At 57.8% G+C, this 18889-nt stretch carries 19 protein-coding genes; 8 read left to right on the top strand and 11 right to left on the bottom strand.

Annotation, left to right across the window (positions count from 1 at the left end; translation table 11 throughout):
- Nucleotides 1-34: 34 nt before the first annotated feature.
- Nucleotides 35-724, top strand: a complete 690-nt coding sequence (locus ABTV22_RS25635; RefSeq protein WP_433737172.1) for an energy-coupling factor ABC transporter permease — start codon at nucleotides 35-37, stop codon at nucleotides 722-724.
- A gap of 45 nt (nucleotides 725-769) precedes the next feature.
- Here ABTV22_RS25635 and ABTV22_RS25630 read toward each other — a convergent pair whose 3' ends face one another.
- Nucleotides 770-1108 (bottom strand): hypothetical protein, encoded by a 339-nt coding sequence (locus ABTV22_RS25630; protein ID WP_433737171.1) that lies wholly within the window; start codon nucleotides 1106-1108, stop codon nucleotides 770-772.
- Between the two features lie 288 nt (nucleotides 1109-1396).
- On the opposite strand from ABTV22_RS25630, the gene ABTV22_RS25625 reads away from it, so the two are divergent.
- Genes ABTV22_RS25625 through ABTV22_RS25605 form a run of 5 tightly spaced genes read left to right on the top strand, consistent with a single transcriptional unit; the run spans nucleotide 1397 to nucleotide 6422 of the window.
- Nucleotides 1397-2863, top strand: a complete 1467-nt coding sequence (locus ABTV22_RS25625; RefSeq protein ID WP_433737170.1) for a c-type cytochrome — start codon at nucleotides 1397-1399, stop codon at nucleotides 2861-2863.
- A 43-nt stretch (nucleotides 2864-2906) separates the two neighbouring features.
- Nucleotides 2907-4682, top strand: coding sequence for a cytochrome c oxidase subunit I (ctaD, locus tag ABTV22_RS25620; protein ID WP_433741513.1), 1776 nt, complete (start codon nucleotides 2907-2909; stop codon nucleotides 4680-4682).
- Nucleotides 4679-5371 carry a cytochrome c oxidase subunit 3 gene (locus tag ABTV22_RS25615; RefSeq protein ID WP_433737169.1) on the top strand — a complete coding sequence of 231 codons (693 nt, stop codon included), beginning with the start codon at nucleotides 4679-4681 and terminating at the stop codon, nucleotides 5369-5371. The genes ctaD and ABTV22_RS25615 overlap by 4 nt, the downstream gene beginning before the upstream one ends.
- Before the next feature lie 6 nt (nucleotides 5372-5377).
- A complete protein-coding gene (locus ABTV22_RS25610; protein WP_433737168.1) occupies nucleotides 5378-6091 on the top strand; it encodes a heme-copper oxidase subunit III family protein in 714 nt (237 codons plus the stop codon).
- A gap of 13 nt (nucleotides 6092-6104) precedes the next feature.
- Nucleotides 6105-6422 (top strand): cytochrome C oxidase subunit IV family protein, encoded by a 318-nt coding sequence (locus ABTV22_RS25605; protein WP_433741511.1) that lies wholly within the window; start codon nucleotides 6105-6107, stop codon nucleotides 6420-6422.
- 131 nt (nucleotides 6423-6553) lie between these two features.
- On the opposite strand, the gene ABTV22_RS25600 is transcribed toward ABTV22_RS25605, so the two are convergent.
- The 6 genes from ABTV22_RS25600 to pilB form a co-directional block, all read right to left on the bottom strand.
- Entirely contained in the window at nucleotides 6554-7108 is a 555-nt protein-coding gene (locus ABTV22_RS25600; RefSeq protein WP_433737167.1) for a magnesium transporter, read from the bottom strand.
- 230 nt (nucleotides 7109-7338) lie between these two features.
- The gene (gene yacG / locus ABTV22_RS25595; RefSeq protein WP_433737166.1) at nucleotides 7339-7539 is read right to left on the bottom strand and encodes a DNA gyrase inhibitor YacG; all 201 of its coding nucleotides are present in this window, start codon (nucleotides 7537-7539) and stop codon (nucleotides 7339-7341) included.
- Nucleotides 7536-8159, bottom strand: coding sequence for a dephospho-CoA kinase (gene coaE / locus ABTV22_RS25590; RefSeq protein WP_433737165.1), 624 nt, complete (start codon nucleotides 8157-8159; stop codon nucleotides 7536-7538). The genes yacG and coaE overlap by 4 nt, the downstream gene beginning before the upstream one ends.
- Entirely contained in the window at nucleotides 8156-9028 is an 873-nt protein-coding gene (locus ABTV22_RS25585; protein WP_433737164.1) for a prepilin peptidase, read from the bottom strand. Before ABTV22_RS25585 ends, coaE begins: the two co-directional genes overlap by 4 nt.
- 1 nt (nucleotide 9029) lies before the next feature.
- Nucleotides 9030-10247, bottom strand: a complete 1218-nt coding sequence (locus ABTV22_RS25580; protein ID WP_433737163.1) for a type II secretion system F family protein — start codon at nucleotides 10245-10247, stop codon at nucleotides 9030-9032.
- A 2-nt stretch (nucleotides 10248-10249) separates the two neighbouring features.
- Nucleotides 10250-11947: a type IV-A pilus assembly ATPase PilB gene (gene pilB / locus ABTV22_RS25575; protein ID WP_433737162.1), complete on the bottom strand. Its 1698-nt coding sequence runs from the start codon at nucleotides 11945-11947 to the stop codon at nucleotides 10250-10252.
- Between the two features lie 226 nt (nucleotides 11948-12173).
- Between pilB and ABTV22_RS25570 the strand changes: the two genes are divergently transcribed.
- Both ABTV22_RS25570 and ABTV22_RS25565 read left to right on the top strand, forming a co-directional pair.
- Entirely contained in the window at nucleotides 12174-12590 is a 417-nt protein-coding gene (locus ABTV22_RS25570; RefSeq protein ID WP_433737161.1) for a pilin, read from the top strand.
- Between the two features lie 309 nt (nucleotides 12591-12899).
- Nucleotides 12900-13253, top strand: coding sequence for a BON domain-containing protein (locus tag ABTV22_RS25565; RefSeq protein ID WP_433737160.1), 354 nt, complete (start codon nucleotides 12900-12902; stop codon nucleotides 13251-13253).
- Nucleotides 13254-13485: 232 nt separating this feature from the next.
- Here the strand turns inward: ABTV22_RS25565 and ABTV22_RS25560 are convergent, their stop codons facing one another.
- From ABTV22_RS25560 to ABTV22_RS25545, 4 genes are all read right to left on the bottom strand, one after another.
- Nucleotides 13486-13782: a DUF2845 domain-containing protein gene (locus tag ABTV22_RS25560; protein ID WP_433741510.1), complete on the bottom strand. Its 297-nt coding sequence runs from the start codon at nucleotides 13780-13782 to the stop codon at nucleotides 13486-13488.
- Nucleotides 13782-16733, bottom strand: coding sequence for a DUF748 domain-containing protein (locus ABTV22_RS25555; protein ID WP_433737159.1), 2952 nt, complete (start codon nucleotides 16731-16733; stop codon nucleotides 13782-13784). Before ABTV22_RS25555 ends, ABTV22_RS25560 begins: the two co-directional genes overlap by 1 nt.
- Before the next feature lie 93 nt (nucleotides 16734-16826).
- Nucleotides 16827-17843, bottom strand: a complete 1017-nt coding sequence (locus tag ABTV22_RS25550; protein WP_433737158.1) for a class I SAM-dependent rRNA methyltransferase — start codon at nucleotides 17841-17843, stop codon at nucleotides 16827-16829.
- Between the two features lie 158 nt (nucleotides 17844-18001).
- Nucleotides 18002-18874 carry an oxygenase MpaB family protein gene (locus ABTV22_RS25545; RefSeq protein ID WP_433737157.1) on the bottom strand — a complete coding sequence of 291 codons (873 nt, stop codon included), beginning with the start codon at nucleotides 18872-18874 and terminating at the stop codon, nucleotides 18002-18004.
- Nucleotides 18875-18889: the final 15 nt, after the last annotated feature.

Genomic DNA, 18889 nt, shown 5'->3' with positions numbered 1-18889 from the left:
TTTCTTTGCGCAAGACAAGGGAGTGTGCCCCGCCATGATCGGCGCCGAGTTGCTGTCATCCGAAACCCTCACCCTGGGGTGGCTGATCTATGTGCCAGCGCTGATATGGGCCGTTGCGCGGGTATCCTGGGTGGAGTTGTTCAGCGATAGCCGTCGCCAGCATCTGCTGTTCGGCACGGTGTTCGCCCTGTTTGCACTCTGGTTGGTGCGCAGGGATTTCGATACCGGCGTGTCCTATCACTTCATCGGCATGACAGCAGTGACCCTGTTACTCGACTGGCCGCTGGCAATCGTCGGTGGTTTGGTGGCGCAAGCGGGACTGGTGCTGCTGGGACGTCAGGATTTGGTCGCGATGGGCGTGAATGGCACGCTATTGATTTTGCTGCCGGTGTTGGTCACCGAGTGTTGCGCGATTGCGGTGGAGAGGGCGCAACCGCGCAATCTGTTCGTGTATATCTTCTGCTCCGGTTTCTTCGCGGCGGCGCTGTCGGCGTTGCTGTGCCTGCTGCTGTCGTTGACGTTGTTGTGGTACGACGAACGTTTCGCCATGCCGTACTGGCTGGAAGATTTTATCGGTTACCTGTGGCTGATCATTTTTCCCGAGGCGTTCATCAACGGCATGGTGGTCAGCGCGCTGGTGGTGTTCTGCCCGGAATGGCTGGAGACTTTCAATCGCACGCGCTATCTCTCTGCGCCCTGGAAGGACGACGATCCGAAGTCTTGAGTCCTTTCAAGCCTGCCAAAGAATCCTTGCGCGGCTTACAGCATTTCAATCAAGTAGCTGATCAATCAGCACCGCATTGGTATAGATCAGGCTGCCATCGCTCGCTCGGTGCCCGACCAGATGGAACTGACCGCGCTCGTGGTGCAAGTAGACGCGCATCTGGCAGTCGGACAAGGGACCGTAGCCCTCTGGCACCCTCAACTCCAGGGTATCAAAGTCGACATCGACCATGGCTTCGCGCTCATGGGTCGACTGCAGGCGTTCTTCGGCTTCCTCCAAACGCTGATGGAGGGGGCCATCGACGAAAAAGTGAATCTCCCCCGTTGGGGTGGACTTCTGGTCGGCGCGGGGCTTGCACCAGCCTTCGATCGTCAGGGCGCTCATGACGAAATCTCCGTGGTGGACTGCTGGACTCTGTGGCGCTTGCCTCTTCTCAAGGCCATCACTTGTCTGACTCTTACGCCTGGTCAGGGTTCGTCTTTTTTCGGCGGTTTACGATCGATCCCTGCCATGGGTAATCCGATATTGAGTATAGCTGGCAACCGGGTTTCGCTTGCCGACCTATACTTTTCACTGACTTTGCCACCCTGGGTGGTACTTGCCTGGCCTGCCTGGATGACAGTGGCGATGCGCGCGCATCACCCATGGGCAACAGGAATAGGATGAAGAGAAATGGCAATAGCAATTATCTTGATTCTAATCGTTATTGCATCCGTGCTCTTTCATCTACTGGCGCCCTGGCATGCAGCACCCCCAGCGTCCAACTGGGGATCAATCGACACCACAATGTTCATTACGCTGGTCATCAGCGGAATATTCTTTGTCGCCATTACGGTATTCATGGCCGTCGCGATCATGCGTTTTCGCCACCGCGAGGGCGTCAGGGCGCACTACCAGCCAGAAAGTAAAAAACTGGAACTCTGGTTGATTGTCATTACTTCGATCGGTATTGCTGCGATGCTGGCGCCGGGCCTGGTTGTTTACAACGACTTCATCCGGCCGCCGAAAGAGGCGTATGAACTTGAAGTCATCGCCCAGCAGTGGCAGTGGGCTTATCGTTTTCCCGGCCAGGACGGTAAGTTGGGAAAGTCCGATATCAAGTTTGTTGATGCGGCCAATCCCCTCGGTGTCGATCCCAAGGATCCCGCCGGGCAGGACGATGTACTGATAATCAGCAGTGAAGTCAGACTTCCGCTCAATAGGCCGGTAAAAGTTTTACTGCGCTCCAAAGATGTGCTGCATGATTTCTATATCCCGCAAATCCGCAGCAAGATGGACATCGTACCGGGGATGGTGTCGTACTTTTGGTTTACCCCGACTAAAACCGGGAAGTATGAAGTGCTTTGTGCCGAGTTTTGTGGCGTCGGCCATTACAACATGCGCGGTCAAGTGATCGTCGAAGAGCAGGGCGCTTTCGATCAATGGTTGAGTACTCAACCGACCTTTGCCCAGACATTGGCGTCAGCGGCCAAGCCCAGTCGCGACAGCCTTGTGGAAAAAGGCCGCCAGCTAGCCGAAAAATACGGCTGCGTTGCCTGCCATAGCCAGGATGGCGGCAGCAGTCTCGGCCCGGGGTGGAAGGGGTTGTACGGCCGCACTGAACAGCTGTCCGATGGCAGCCACGTACAGGTCGATGAGGCCTACGTGAAAGAGTCGATTCTCAAGCCGCAGGCCCGTCTGGTACAAGGCTACCCGCCGGTCATGGTGGCCTATACTCTCAGTGACGATGAACTGGGGGCACTGGTTGCCTTGATCAGGTCACTGGGCACTGCGCAGCAAGGCAATGAAGGCTCTGCCGGCGCGGGCGAGGACCCGGTGGCGCAGGGGCAACAGCTGGCCCAGTCGCTCGGCTGCCTGGTCTGCCACAGTGTCGATGGCAAGCAAGGCGTTGGCCCCACCTGGCAGGGCCTTTATGGCTCGACCGTCACCCTCGCCGACGGTACGAGCATCAAGGCCGACGAAAGCTATCTGAGAGAGTCCGTGCTTGAGCCAGGTGCCAAAATCGTCAAGGGCTTTGCAGCCGTCATGCCGGTCTTTAAGCCAAGCGATAAGGAGCTGGCCGCGCTGATCGCCTTTATCAAATCCAAAGCCAATGCCGACACTGATGCGAGCAAGGCGCCAACAGGAAAGTCGCCGTAGAGCAGCCAGGAATGCACTGAAACTTCGACAGGAGGATGACGTGATGGCCTATGCGGAGCAAGCCGAAACAGAAGCACTGCACGAACCCAAAAGTTTCCTGACCAAATACATCTGGAGTCAGGATCACAAGGTCATCGCCGTTCAGTATTCATTGACGGCGCTGTTCGTGGGGCTTGTTGCCATCGTGTTGTCCGACTTGATGCGCCTGCAAATAGGCTTCCCCGGCAGTTTGCCATTCATGGATGCCAGTACGTATTACCAGGCGATGACCATGCACGGCATGATCATGGTCATTTACTTGCTGACGGCCTTGTTTCTGGGAGGTTTCGGTAACTACCTGATCCCGCTGATGGTGGGCGCCCGCGATATGGTTTTTCCCTACGTCAACATGCTCAGTTATTGGTTCTACCTGCTGGCGGTCGTGGTGTTGCTCTCCAGTTTCTTCGTTCCCGGCGGCCCTACCGGTTCGGGCTGGACGCTTTATCCGCCACAGTCCATTACTCAAGGAACACCCGGTGTCGAATGGGGCATCGTGCTGATGCTCGTTTCACTGGCGATTTTCATTGTCGCCGCCACCATGGGCGGCTTGAACTACGTCACCACGGTGTTGCAGGCGCGTACGCACGGTATGACCTTGTTTCGCATGCCGCTCTCGGTATGGGGCATCTTCATGGCCTCGATCATGGCCTTGCTGGCGTTCCCGGCGTTGTTTGTCAGTGCAATCATGATGCTGTTCGACAAACTCTTGGGCACCAGTTTCTTCATGCCGGCGATCATCTCGTTGGGGCAGCCGCTGGATCACCAGGGCGGTAGCCCGATCCTGTTCCAGCACTTGTTCTGGTTCTTCGGCCACCCGGAGGTCTACATCGTTGCATTGCCCGCGTTTGGCCTGGTTTCCGATCTGATCAGCACCCATGCGCGCAAGAACATCTTCGGCTACCGAATGATGGTCTGGGCCATTATTGCGATTGGCGTGCTCAGCTTTGTGGTGTGGGCGCACCATATGTATGTCAGCGGAATGAACCCGTACTTCGGCTTTTTCTTCGCCGTGACCACCCTGATTATTGCAGTGCCGACTGCGCTGAAAGTCTACAACTGGGTACTGACACTTTGGCAGGGCGATATCCATCTGACCGTGCCAATGCTGTTTGCCCTGGCTTTCATCATTACCTTCCTGGTGGGTGGCCTGACCGGGTTGTTTCTCGGCAATGTGATTGTGGATATTCCGCTCTCGGACACCTATTTCGTCGTCGCACATTTTCATATGGTCATGGGGGTCGCGCCGGTATTGGTGGTGTTTGGCGGTATTTATCACTGGTTCCCGAAAGTCACCGGGCGAATGTTTAACGACACCCTGGGCAAGATGCATTTCTGGATAACTTTTCTGGGCACCTACGCCATCTTCTTCCCCATGCATTATCTGGGCTTCCAGGGCATGCCTCGACGGTACTACGCCTATGACAACTACGCGTTCATACCGCAATCGGCGCATGAGTTGAATGCCTTCATTACGGTGGTCGCATTGACCGTCGGTGTCTCCCAACTGCTATTCGTGTTCAACATGGCCTGGAGTGTCTTCAAAGGCAAACCTGCTGGCAGTAATCCCTGGGGCGCGGCGAGTCTGGAATGGCAAACGCCGGACACTCCACCCAAACACGGGAACTGGGGCGAGAGGCTGCCGGTCGTGCATCGTTGGCCTTATGACTACAGTGTGCCGGGCATCGAACAAGACTTTGTTCCGCAAACGGTCTCCGCCGAGGCGTTGGAGCAACTTCGGCAAACCGGCAGCGGCACCACAAAAGCGGACGCTAAAACATGAACAGTCTGTTTTTGAGAAACGCCGACGACGCAGATCCCGGCGGCAGCTGGAGTCGCGGTCCTGAAGGGCCTCGGGCCGTCGAGAGGGCCGACAGGAGCCAAATCGCCAAAACAGGCCTGCGCTTGTTTCTGGCTGTCGTGAGTTCGTTGTTCTTTCTCTTCCTGATTGCCTTTATCGCCCGCTCACAAATGGCCGACTGGCTGCCTCTGACCGAGCCGTTGGCGCCGTTGGCCAATCCATGGCAACTCTGGGTGAATTCGGTTTTTCTGGTGTGCAGTTGCATCGCGCTGCAGTGGTCACGCATGGCGGTCAGGCAGGCTCGACCGGGCCCGACTGTTATGGGGTTTGCATTGGGTGGCGTATTTGCCATGGCCTTTCTGGCGGGACAACTTTGGGTCTGGCAGCAATTTGTCGCCTGGGGCTACTTTGTCGCCAGTAACCCGGCCAACAGTTTCTTCTATCTGTTGACTGGCATGCATGGGCTCCACCTGTTGGGCGGGTTGATCGCCTGGGGCTGGATCGGCGCCAAGCTTCTGCTCCACGTGCCGCTGCCGAAATTGCGTATCAGCGTGGAGCTCTGCGCCACCTATTGGCATTACCTGCTGGGTCTCTGGTTCGTGCTCTTCGCGCTACTGGCCAGCCCACCACAAACCTATGAAGCCATCGCCAGGTTCTGCGGCCTGAGGTGAACAACCATGGCATCGAATCCACAAGCCCCGGCCGAGCCCGGCACATCCATTCCATCACTCTCGCCGCCTGTACCGGGATGGCAGGGCATCGCCAGCGACTGGGCCTCGGATAAGGACGCGTTCAAGCAGGTCCCCTGGGGCAAGGCGATGATGTGGATCTTCCTGCTCAGCGATACGTTCATCTTCACCTGTTTTTTAACCGGCTACATGTCGGTACGCATGACCATCACCGACGCCTGGCCCAATCCCAGTGAAGTTTTTGCGTTGACCATCGGCGGTCGGGAAATTCCCCTTATTCTCATCGCCATCATGACCTTCGTGCTGATCAGTAGCAGCGGAACCATGGCCATGGCCGTGAACTTCGCCTATCGCCGTGATCGAGTGAAAACCACGGCGCTGATGCTGGCGACCGCAGCGTTGGGGGTGACTTTCGTCAGTATGCAGGCCTTTGAATGGAGCAAGCTCATCGCAGAAGGCGTGCGGCCTTGGGGTAATCCCATGGGCGCGGCGCAATTTGGTGCCAGCTTTTTCATGATTACCGGTTTCCACGGACTGCATGTATCAATCGGTGCGATCTACCTCAGCATCGTGGCGAGGAAAGTACTGCGGGGAGATTATGAGCGCTCCGGCAACTATCAGAATGTCGAGATCGCCGGGCTTTATTGGCACTTCGTGGATTTGGTGTGGGTGTTTATTTTTGCTTTCTTCTATTTGTGGTAGAGGAGCGCGAATGATGGCGCATGCCCAAGCTCAGCAACATCCAATCAGTTTGTACCTGAAGATCTGGGGGCTGTTATTTGTTCTCAGCACGATGTCGTATCTGGTCGACTACTTCCACTTCCACGGGTACCTCAGGTGGGCCCTGATCATCACGTTCATGCTGCTGAAGGCCGGTTTGATCGTCTCCATCTTCATGCACATGGCCTGGGAGCGGTTGGCCCTGGTCTACGCGATATTGGTTCCACCGTTGTGTCTGTTGGTGCTCGTCGGGCTGATGGCCACCGAGGCGGACTATGTGTTCCTCAGCCGGGTCATATTCTTCGGCCAATAAGCGGGTGTTGCAGGAGTGAGCATGCTCGCGATGGACTTTAAAACGCTGCGTTTATCCAGTAAGCATGCGTAATCGTTAACGACCATCGCGAGCATGCTCGCTCCTACAACAGCAGTACGCTATTGATGGCTTTAAATCGTTCGCTTGAACTGGTGCCACCTGTGCAGCCAGGCGACTGTCCAGTGGGGGGAAGCTGCTCCCGTGCCCGCGACCGTCAACTTTGGATGGTGTCCAATGACCCGTTCCAGCACCGATTCCTGGTTCGGTTCAACATCTACGAAGAAGACATGTTTGCCCGCTTCTACCATCTGTTTGAAGTTGCGGAAGTGAGCGTTTGGCACTTGGATACCAAAGAAACCGCCTTCCCAGATGCTGAAGCCCAGTACGACAACGGCAAGAAAGATAAAAGGTACCCAGCCTGCCGCGGTTTCGGTCCAGCCCAGCCAATAGGCGCCGCCGAGGATCAGCGCCGCGAGCGGCACACCGACCACCGCACCAATCTCGCCAGAGTGAACGACATCTTGTTTCATCAACGAATTAACTTCGTGGAGATGATGTTCTTCAACATCAGCAACTTTTTCACTGAGTACATGAATTTGTTCGGTGTTGATGCCGCTGGCTTCCAGCTCATTTTCAACGGCTTCGAGATCGTCGAGATTGTCACTGACGTAATAGTGTCGATTCATGCCACACCTCCCATCTCTTGTTGTTGCTGTAGACCTCCTTTGTCCGGCAGCTTTTAACTGAGACTTACCATCGGTATCGGTGCCCGCGAGGAACGTTGCGCTCTTGCAGCAACACGAAAGAAGTATAGCACTCGGTATCTTGCGGCTATTTGAGGGCGAGATGCAGCAGGCCTAAAATTGCCCGCCACATGTCATCGATTTACGGCATACGTGACGCTTGTTCATCAGCATCAGTGACGCGGGTCGAATTCGCCGCTGAACAACTCGTCCTCGGCATCGGGCGCCACCGGAATCTTGTGCTCTTCCGAGGCCCAGGCACCCAGGTCGATCAGTTTGCAACGGTCGGAACAGAACGGCCGGAATTTGTTTTCAGGACTGAATTCGACAGGGGCGCCGCAGGTTGGGCATTCGACGGTTGGGATCTGGCTCATGACTGGCCTCCACGCAAAGTAAGGTAATAGTGATGCAGGCGTTCGACCTCACTGTGCAGCCAGGCGAGGTCGCGGTCATTGACCACCACTTCGTCGGCATGGCTGATGCGGTCCTGGCGGCTGGACTGGGCCTTGAGGATCGCCTGGACCTGCTGTTCGCTGGTCTGGTCACGCCGCAGGGTGCGTTCGATCTGCAACTGTTCGGGGGCATCGATTACCAGCACCCGCTGGGTCATGGCGTACTGGCCTGATTCGATCAGCAGCGGCGAAACCAGAATCGCATAAGGTGATTTTGCCAGCGCCAGATGATGAGCGATTTCCTCGGCGATCAGCGGATGCAGCAAGGCTTCCAGCCAGCGGCGTTCATCCGGCACTTCAAAGATCAATTTACGCAGGGCGGCGCGATCCAGCTGTCCGTCAGCTTGCAACACGCCGGGACCGAAGTGTTCGGCGATTTTCGCCAGTGCCGGCCGGCCTGGCTCCACCACCCAGCGCGCGGCATGGTCGGCATCGACCACGTGCACGCCGAGGTCGATGAAGTGTTGGGCCGCCGCGCTTTTGCCGCTGCCGATGCCGCCGGTCAGGCCGAGAATCCAGGGTTTTTCCACAGGGGTATTCATTTCAAACCGACAAACTGCCAATAGAAGTCGGTTATTTGACCACCCCAGAGCAAGGCAATCCAGCCGGCAATCGCCAGATAAGGGCCAAAAGGGATCGGCGTCGAGGTTTTCGCCTTGCGCAGGCGCAAGGTCATCACGCCGATCACCGCGCCTACCAGGGAGGAGAGCAGAATGGTCAGGGGCAAAATCTGCCAGCCGCCCCAGGCCCCGAACATCGCCAGCAGCTTGAAATCACCGTGCCCCATGCCGTCTTTGCCGGTGATCAACTTGAACAGCCAGAACACCGACCACAGCGCCAGGTAGCCGGCAATGGCGCCCCACAGCGCGTCATGCAGCGGCACGAAAAGGTCGAGGCTGTTGACGATCAGTCCCAGCCACATCAACGGCAGCACCAGCACATCCGGCAATAGCTGATGCTCGGCGTCGATCAGGCTCATGGCCAGTAAGCCCCAGGTCAGGAGCAATGTCATGCAGGCCTGCCAGCCGAATCCGAAATGCCAGGCAATGAACGCCGTCAGCAGGCCGCAGGCCAGTTCGATCAAGGGATAGCGTTTGCTGATCGGCGTTGCACAGGCTGAGCAGCGTCCGCGCAGAAACAAAAAGCTGAGTACGGGAATGTTCTCCCAGGCACGAATCTGGTGGCCGCACTCCGGGCATTGTGAATGGGGCAGCAGCAGGTTGTAGGTGGGCTGGGGCGTTTCGCCGGGCAGCCCGAGGATCTCATGGGCCTGCACACGCCATTCGCGCTCGAGCATTTTCGGCAGGCGCCAGATCACCACGTTGAGAAAGCTGCCGACCAACAGGCCGACAAGCCCGGCGATGACCACGAAGGCCAGCGGGTAGTGAGTCAGTATTTCGTTCAGGGGCATGTCAGATCGCTGAGCCGAGTTGGAAGATGGGCAGGTACATCGCAACCACCAGGCCGCCGACGATAACACCCAATACCACCATGATGAACGGTTCCATCAGGCTGGTGAGATTGTCGACCATATTGTCCACCTCGTCCTCGTAGAAACCCGCGACCTTGTCGAGCATGTCGTCCAGTGCGCCGGACTCTTCGCCAATGGCCGTCATCTGTACCGCCATGTTCGGGAAGATGCCGGAGGTGCGCATGGAAAAATTCAGTTGCATGCCCGTCGACACGTCCTGCTTGATGCGCAGTACGGCGCGCTTGAACACGATGTTGCCGGTGGCGCCGGCCACGGACTCCAGGGCTTGGACCAAAGGCACGCCAGCGGCGAAGGTGGTGGACAGGGTGCGGGCGAAACGGGCGACGGCGGATTTGTACATCAGGGTCCCCACCAGTGGCAGCTTCAGCAGCCAGGTGTCCGTTCGATCGCGAAAGCCTGGTGACGTCTTGAAGGCATGGCGCACCCCGAAAAACACCGCCATCAATACGCCGATCATCACCCACCACCCATCCTGCATGAACCGGGACAGACCGATGACCATCACGGTAAAGGCGGGCAGCTCAGCACCAAACCCTTCGAAAACCGACTGGAATTGCGGCACCACTTTGACCAGCAGAATGCCAGTCACAATCATGGCAACGCAGACGACAACCAGCGGGTAGGTCATGGCTTTCTTGATCTTGGCCTTGAGGCTTTCGCTCTTTTCCTTGTAGGTCGCTACCCGCTCCAGCAGGGTATCCAGGGCGCCCGCCTGCTCGCCGGCATCCACCAGGTTGCAGTACAACTCATCGAAGTACCTGGGTTTTTTACGCAGGGCGTTGGCGAAGCTGTTGCCGGCCGCGACCTCCTGTTTGACTTCGTCCACCAGGGTGCGCATTGCCGGGTTGTCGAAGCCTTCGCTGATGATGTCGAACGACTGTAACAGTGGCACGCCGGCTTTCATCATGGTCGCCATCTGGCGCGTGAACAGGGCAATGTCCTGGGCCTTGATGCGCTTGCCCGTGTTGAACAACGAGGTGCTTTTTTTGCGGACCCTGGCGGGGTTGATGCCTTGTTTGCGCAGTTGCGCCTTGATCAATGCCGGGTTCTGCCCGCTCAATTCGCCGGTGACTTTCGTGCCCTTGCGGTCGGTGCCTTCCCAGGCGTATACGCTGATTTTCGCTGCTTTGACCGCCATGTTCAGTCCCTGGTAACCCGATTGATTTCTTCAAGGCTGGTGATGCCTTGCATGGCTTTGAGCAGGCCCGAGGTGCGCAGGTCGTTGAAGCCGTCCTTGCGCATTTGGTCATCGATCTGTAATGCATTGCCTTCGGCCATGATCAGCCGTTGCAGGTCCGGAGTGTTCTTCACCACTTCATAAATCCCCACGCGTCCTTTGTAACCGCCGTTGCAGTGTTCGCAACCGACCGGTTCATAGATCGTGAAGGTACCGATGCGTTCCTCGGGGAAGCCTTCCTTGATCAGCGTCTCTCGTGGAATGTCGAGGGGGACCCGGCAATGGCTGCACAGTTTGCGTGCCAGGCGCTGGGCGATGATCAGGCTGACGGACGTGGCGATGTTGAAACCCTGGATGCCCATGTTGTGCAGACGGGTCAGGGTTTGCGCGGCGCTGTTGGTGTGCAGGGTCGACAGGACCAGGTGCCCGGTCTGGGCGGCCTTGATAGCGATTTCGGCGGTCTCGAGATCGCGGATCTCGCCGACCATGATCACATCCGGGTCCTGGCGCAGGAACGAGCGCAGAGCCTGGGCGAAATCCATGCCTTGCTTGGGATTGACGTTGACCTGGTTGATGCCTTCCATATTGATTTCCACCGGGTCTTCGGCGGTGGAAATATTGATGTCCACGGTATTGAGGATATTCAACCCGGTGTAAAGCGAGACGGTTTTGCCCGAGCCGGTAGGGCCGGTTACCAGGATCATGCCCTGGGGCTGCTTGAGCGCGGTCAGGTACAGGTCTTTCTGGTCGGGCTCGTAGCCGAGGGCATCGATGCCCATTTGCGCGCTGGACGGATCGAGGAGCCGAATCACCACTTTTTCGCCCCACAGGGTTGGCAGGGTGTTGACCCGCAAATCGATGGATTTGCTCTTGGACAAACGCATTTTGATCCGCCCGTCCTGAGGTTTGCGGCGTTCGGAAATGTCGAGGCTGGCCATGACTTTCAATCGCGCGGCGATTCGGTTGGCCAGCTGGATCGGCGGCTTGGCGACTTCGCGCAGCATGCCGTCGGTACGCATGCGCACGCGATAGACTTTCTCGTAGGGCTCGAAATGCAGGTCGGAAGAGCCGCCTCTGATCGCGTCGAGCAGCATCTTGTGAACGAAACGCACCACTGGCGCGTCATCGGCATCCTGGCCGCCGATGGCATCCTGGCGTTCGTCGGTCGACTCGATGTCCATGCCATCCAGATCAACGTCGGCCATGTCTTCCAGACCCGCTCCATGGCTGTCGAAGAATTTTTCGATGGCGGCGCTGAGCTTGTCGTCCTCGACCAGGATCGCTTCGGTGGTCAGGCCAGTGCTGAATTGAATGTCGTTGATGGCCTGGTGATTGGTCGGATCGGAAATGCCCACGAACAACTTGTTACCGCGACGCCAGAGGGGCAGGGCGTGGTGCTGGCGGACCAGTTTTTCGCTGACCAGACCCTTGGGTTGGGTTTCCTTGTCCAGGCTGTCGAGGTCCATCAAGGCCATGCCGAAATGCTCCGAGGCAATCTCGGCGACCTGGCGGCTTCTCACCAGTTTGTTCTGCACCAGGTAACTGACCAGGGAGATGCGATTGCGTTGAGCTTGTTGCGTGGCCTGTTGCGCGCTTTTGTCCGTGAGCAGCTCGGCCAGGACCAATTGCTTGGCCAGGCCGCTGAGGGCGATGTCATTCATTGTGATACCGGGTGAAGACCGTTGGATGATTTATAGCCTAGTCAAGTGATGGAGCGAAACCTGCGACGGCGGGGTGACAAAATTCGTCAGATAGTGCGGATCCTGGAGGTAGGAAGGGGCGCTGTGGCGCTCATGCCCCCCGCCGACAGGGCATACGGCGATTGGCATGGGCTGTGCTGAGTCAGGTTCAGATCATGAGATTTCGACTCATGCACGGAGGCTGTCCATGAAGAATCAAAAAGGTTTTACCCTGATCGAACTGCTGATTGTGGTGGCGATCATCGGGATCCTCGCGACGTTTGCGATTCCCGCTTACTCCAAGTACCAGGCGCGGGCCAAGGTGACGGCGGGGTTGGCGGAGATTTCGGCGCTTAAGGTCCCATTTGAAGATGCGATGAACCAGGGGACCAACATTGACAACAAGGTTGTGGCATTCAATGCAACCACATCCAATTGTGTAACCGCTTCGACCGGCACAGGCAGTTCCGGCGATGGGTCTATCGTTTGTACGATTGCCAATGCCCCGGCACCGGTCGTAGGCAAAACCATCACCTTGTCCCGCACTGCAGCGGCCGGCTGGTCGTGTGCGACGACCGTTGCACCTGATTATTCCCCTAAAGGTTGCACTGCCAGCGGCACTTGAGAACCCGTCTTCTGCATAAGCAATGCCCCGTCTTGCAGAGGACGGGGCATTTTTTATTGCGTCGCCGACGTAAAAGAGAAAACTTCCCACAATTCATGGCCTTAGGCCTTCTTCAAAACCCGCAACTTGCATGTAGAGAATCACCCAGTCATGCATTTTGCATGATTTTGAAAGTGAGCGATTTTTATAACCTACTGATTTATAAGGGGTTATTGGGTGTCTCAAAGTTGGCACAGCGTTCGCAATATCTCTGGTAACCCTGCTGACATGACACCCGGCAGAATTTCCAGAAAAACAGGAGTTACTCGTATGAAGAAGTTCGCTATCGCTGCCGCTACTGCTACCGCGCTGACCCTGACCATGGCCAATGCTGCGTTCGCACAGACTCAAGCCACCCAGGCGCCAATGACGCTGGCAGCCGGTGAAATGACCAAGGCCACGGAAGCCACTTCCGATACCTGGATTACCACCAAAGTCAAAGCAGACCTGGTAACTGAAAAAGGCATTCCTGGCACCGACATCAAAGTTGAAACCAACAAAGGCGTTGTATCGCTGTCATCGGCCACTCCACTGACCGATGCTCAGAAAACCACAGCAGTGGCGATCACCAAGAAAATCAAAGGCGTCAAAGCGGTCTCCGCTGACGGCCTGAAAGCCGAATAAGGCAAGGCTTCTCGCCTGGACCGGGAGAAGGTGCGGTAGACGGGCCGAGTCATACGTCTGCCGCTTCTTAGTGTTCATGCGAACGGCCACAAGGATGTGGCCATTACAGGCCCCGGCATTCGTGTCGGGGCCTGTTCTATTTGAATAAAACAAAAGATCGCAGCCTTCGGCAGCTCCTACATGAGATTGAGTTCTACTGTAGGAGCTGCCGAAGGCTGCGATCTTTTGATGTTCAGTTGCCGCGTTTGCTGGTGATCTGCACCAATCGATTGCCCTCGAACCGCAAGTACTGATACATCCCGCCATGGGGCGCGTAGGTCCATTCCTCGACCTGAAACTCTTCCCGTTTGTTGGCGCTGCGTTTGTAACCCAGCAGGTCGCGGCTGACCGGCTCACCGCACTTTTGCAGCACTTCGCTCGACCGGTCGCCGACGCTGATCAACTGGCTGCCGCATCGCAGTGTGTCCGCCGCTGAGGCCTGATTCGAAACCATCGCGAGTGTCAGTACGAGCAGCAGTCGCTTGCCCATCATTCGGCGTCCAGGTGCATCGGGGTAATGACCTTGCCGTCTTTCTCCGCTTCGCCCAACTGAGCATCGATGAAGTACACGCGATCATCGGCAAGCTGACCCTTGTCGACCAGGTAATCCTTGATGCTGCTGGCGCGGTCCTGACCCAACTGGCGCAGCAGCACTTCGCTGGTACTCCAGGATTGGATCACGCTTTCGCGCATCTTGGCCGTGCGTTCCTCCTTGCCCAGGTCTTTCCATTCAGCTGGCGGCTGGGCCTTCAGGCGAGTGCGGTAAATCCCTTCCAGCAATGGGCCTTTTTCGTTGTCCGGCACGTCCAGCATGGAAGCCTGGGCGGGCACCTTGTCGCCGCGCCGCTGGAGCATTTTGTAGTAGTTGTACTGGTATTCGCGTTCCAGGCGTTGTTCGGCAATCAGCGGGCCGTCACTGCTCTTGGCAGCGGTGCCTTCGATTTCCAGGCGCAGGGCCGGGCGATCCTTCAGAGCCTTGGACAGCTTGTCCAGTGCCGCTTCGGCGTCTTTGCTCAGGTCGCTTGAGCCCGGTGCAAACGCCACGGTACCCAGGTCTTCCGAGCCGCCACCGGCCACCAGTCCACTGATGAGTTTGAACGGCGCGGCGGCGGCCTTGACGACCAGGTTTCGCAGGGTCTGCCAGATAATCGGCATAACACTGAATTGCGGGTTGTTCAGGTCGCCGGAAACCGGCAGTTCGATGGAAATCTTGCCATCGACATCCTTGAGCAAGGCAACCGCCAGTTTCAGCGGCAGGCTCACGGCGTCCGGACTGTCGACCTTTTCACCCAGCTCCAGTTGTTCGACCACCACCTTGTTTTCGGCCTGGAGCTTACCCTTGGTGATCTTGTAGTGCAGGTCCAGATTCAGCCGGCCCTTGCGGATGCGGTAGCCGGCGAACTTGCCGGAATAAGGCGTCAGCGTGGTCAATTCCACGCGCTTGAAACTGGTGGCGATGTCGAGGCTGGCCATCGGGTCGAACGGGTTGACCGCGCCCTTGATGGTCACTGGCGCATAACGGTCGACCTTGCCCTTGACGTCGACAGCGGCCGGTTTTGCCTGACGGCTGTCGATGGTGCCGATCTGGCCGTTGAGCTCTTGAATCGCGGTGGCGAAGTTCGGTGTCAGGCTGAAGTCGGCGAAGTTGGCCGAACCGTCATTGATCACGATCCCGCCGATGTGGATGCCCAGTGGCTTGTCCTTGCTGGCGACGGGTTTGGCAGCTGTTTTGGCACCGGAGTCGGCGGGCTGCGGGATCAGCAGGTCATCAATGTTGGTGGTGCGATCATCGTTGATCATGAAACGCGCGTAGGGCTGCTGCATGTTGACCTTGTCGATCGACAGGCTGTCACCGTGCTGATAGTTCAGGCCTTCGACCACCACCTGTTGCCATTTGACGAAGTCGCGGGTTTTCAGGGTGTCGAGGGTGTGCAGTTGGTCGACCTGGGCGCGGCCGGTGACGCTGAAGGCCAGCGGTTCGGTGCTTTTCAGGTTGACGGCCAGATCGCTGCTAAGCATGCCGCTGCGCAGTTCCAGGCGAATGAACGGGCTGATATAGGACTGGGCAACGCGCAGGTCAATGTCCTTGGTCTTTACGTTGAGCTTGGCACTGATCGGGGCCAGATTGACCTCGCCCTCGGCCAGGAGCTTGCCCTGCTTGCCCACGCCGGTGTCGAGTTTGAGCAGGAAGGGCGAGCCATTGAGGCTGTCGAACTTCTGCAAGTCGAGGTTCAGCGGGCTCAGGTCCACTTCTACGGCAGGCTGAGCCTTGCGGTCCGCCAGGTGCACCTTGTAATCGCGCAGTTGCACGTCATTGAGCAGCACTTGCCAAGGTTTGGCAGCGGGTGCGGGTTCGGGTTTAGGTGAATCGGCCGCCGCTGGGGTGCTGGCGGGTTCGGCCTTGGCCTTTGCCGCCGGTTTGGAAGGCTGGCTGGCGAACAACTTTTGCCAATCGAGCTGGCCATCGGCTTCCAGGGCTGCCCAGGTTTCCAGCTTGTTGCTGCGGATCTTGCCGACGACCACTTGCTGTTTGGCCAGATCGATAGTGGTCTCAGAGACGTCCAGTCTTTCCAGTTTCACCAGTGGCCGGCCTTCAGGGGACTTGATGGCGAAGGGTGCGACGGTGGCCGAGACATTGCTCAGCAGCAGTTCAGTTTCTTTGGACAGGTTGAGTTTGTAGTCAGTACTGAGGCTGATAACACCCTCTTCAAGCACCAGTGGCACCGCGTCGCGCACGTAGGGCCAAAAGGCCTTCATCTTGCCATCGGTGAGTTTCAGTTTGCCTTCGGAGGCAAGCGGGATGAGGCTGAAATTGCCGGTCCAATCGATCTGCCCACCGTTGGGACCGATGGCCGACAAGGTCATGTCGGCACTGTCTTCGGGCAGGGTGCTGAGGTTTTTCAGTTCGAAGTCGAGTTTGTCATAGAGAAATTCGATGGGTTCGCTGGGGCGATCATCCAGGAAGTGTACGGCGCCGCCCGCCAGTTTGATGCTGTCTATGCGCACCGGAAACGGCTTGGCATCGGGGGCGGCTGGAGTCGGCTCGCTGGCTGGCAGTTTGAACAGGCCTAGTAGATTGAGCTTGCCGTCTTTGCTGAAGAGCACTTCAGTCTTGGACTTGTCCAGTTCGATACGGGACAGATGCAACGCCTTGGTCCAAAGACTGTCGAGCTGCATGTCGACGTACAGGCGTTCGAAGCCAACTTGCTCCTTGCCGGGTTCGCCAATGTTCAGGCCCCAAAGGGTCAATTCAAGGCTGAACGGATTGAACTCGATCCGCTGGAGCGTGGCAGGCGTCGTGGCGTAGTTGGCCAGTTGCTGGTTGGCTACCCGCAAGGCAATGCCCGGCAAAATCAGAAAACCCAGCAGGCTGTAGAGAGCCAGAGCAGTCAACAAGGCGCCAACGACGCGAATCAATCCTTTGTACATGTTTGGGTTCATCTGTCTGAATCGGAGTGCCTTGGAGTATGGCACGCGTTTCCGGTTCCGAAACAATCCCGCTGTTCAGCACTTTTCAGATTTGTCTGACACAGATCAAAGCTGCAGGATCAGGGTTTTGAGCGGTGGTTGCTGATCCATCGACGGGAAATCGCCGCCCGGTTTCATCACGGTCCACTCGCGCACTGGCCGCCCGGCTTTCTCGGCGCAACGCAATACTTGTTCGCGCCAATCGTCCATGCTGACCTTTGCCAGGTTGTTGCAGCAGATCAGCACGCCGTTGTCGGCAGTGGTCAGCAGCGCGGGCTTGAGCAGGCTCTGATAGTCGCGCAGCAGGTCGACGGTGCCGAAGGCGCTCTTGGCCCAAGCTGGAGGATCGAGCAGCACCAGATCGTACTGACGTTGTTCCAGGCGCTGATAGCTTGGCAGCTTTTGCCCGCGACGCTGGCTGATGGGCAGGCCGGCCAATTGGCGGATGGCGGGGAAGTAGTCGGACTGGATGAACGCCATGGTCGGCAACTGCGGGTTGAGCTGACCATTTTCACGACCGACCGCCAAGTTGCCTTCGGCGAAGTCCAGATTGCACACCTCGCGAGCGCCACCGGCCGCAGCACTGAGGCCGACGCCACAGGTGTAGGCAAACAGGTTCAGCACGCTTTTGTTTTTGCTGTGTTCCTTGACCCAGCCACGGGTGTTGCGCAGGTCGAGAAACAGCAACGGGTCCTGTCCGGCATGGCGCCCGCGTACACGGTAATTGAGGCCCCATTCGTGGCCGATCAGGTCCTGAAGTGCGGCTTCATCGGCCCGGTAGACGGTGTCTTCCCGGTCAATACGCGAATTGCCACGGGAGCGGTCGTTGTAGACCAGCAAACTTTCAAAGCCCAGATGCTGATTGACGATTTCGTGCAGTTGCAGCAGCGCCTCGCGTTCCAGCGACTGGTGAAAACTTTGCACCATCAGCTGCGGACCATAGCGATCGATGGTCAGCCCCCCGGCGCCTTCCTGGCTGCCGTGGAACAGGCGGTAACAATCGGTGCCCTGGCCATGCAGTTCAGCCAACAGGTCCTGGCGACGTTCGAGGGCGGCGCGCAGCGCCTGATTCAAGGAAGACATGCTGGGCGCCTTGCAGGAGGGAATTGGGCGCGGGAGTTTAGCAGCTTGAGCGCTGTAGTACCTGTAGGAGCGAGGCTTGCCCGCGAAGGCGTCAACGCGGTTATCCAGATTCACCGCGTTGGCGCCTTCGCGGGCAAGCCTCGCTCCTACAGGGTTGATCAGGTCAATAGGCCCATTCGTCGCTTGGCCCGCTGCACCGAGCCATTACGCACCGCCCAGCGCAGCATCGGCACGCTGCGATTGACGCTGGCGCGGATCAGCTTGCGTTGCAGCGGGTTCTGGCTGACACCGAGCAGGTCACTGGCCCAGTCCGGCAGCAGGTCGATTCCGGCTTGCATCATCAGGCTGCCGAAAGGCTGGGCCAAACGGCTCGGCGATGGCGCGTTCAACAACAATCGAAGCACTTCCCGACTGCGCTCGTCGCACACCAGTTGCGGCCTGATTCGCGCAAGGTAATCGGCCACTTCCTGTCGACAGCGGGGCACATTCGTGGCGCCCAAGCGTTCGGCGATCAGCGCAATCTCTGCGTAGTAGCGGTCCTGGTCGACCAGTGACAAGTGCGGGTTGCGATAGCGCAAATGTGCGGCAAGAAAGTTACTGACTTCGGCCACATGCACCCAGGTCAGCAGCTCAGGATCGCTGGCCGCGTAGGGGCGGCCATCGGGGGCCGTGCCGGTGACTTGCAGGTGAATGGTGCGGACTTTCTCGATCAGCCAGTCGGCATCCTGGCGCGAACCGAATGTGGTGCCAGAGATGAACTGCCCAGTGCGGCGCAGCCGGCCAAGCATGTCCTCGCGGAAATTCGAATGATCCCACACGCCGGCCAAGGCCAGCGGGTGCAAGGCTTGCAGCATCAAGGCGCTGATCCCGCCGATCAACATGCTGCTGAAGTCGCCGTGCACTTGCCAGCTCACCGAGTCCGGCCCGAACAGGCCTGGATCACCCTTGGGATTTTCCAGGTCGAGCTTGCCCAGGGACAGGCCTGTCAGGCTCATGATTTGGGTTTCGATGCGACGGCGGATGAATTCCATGGTGTCCCGATGATT

Source organism: Pseudomonas putida (genome assembly GCF_050990305.1).
Lineage (GTDB): Bacteria > Pseudomonadota > Gammaproteobacteria > Pseudomonadales > Pseudomonadaceae > Aquipseudomonas > Aquipseudomonas putida_AH.
This window is presented reverse-complemented; position numbering and strand designations above follow the sequence as displayed.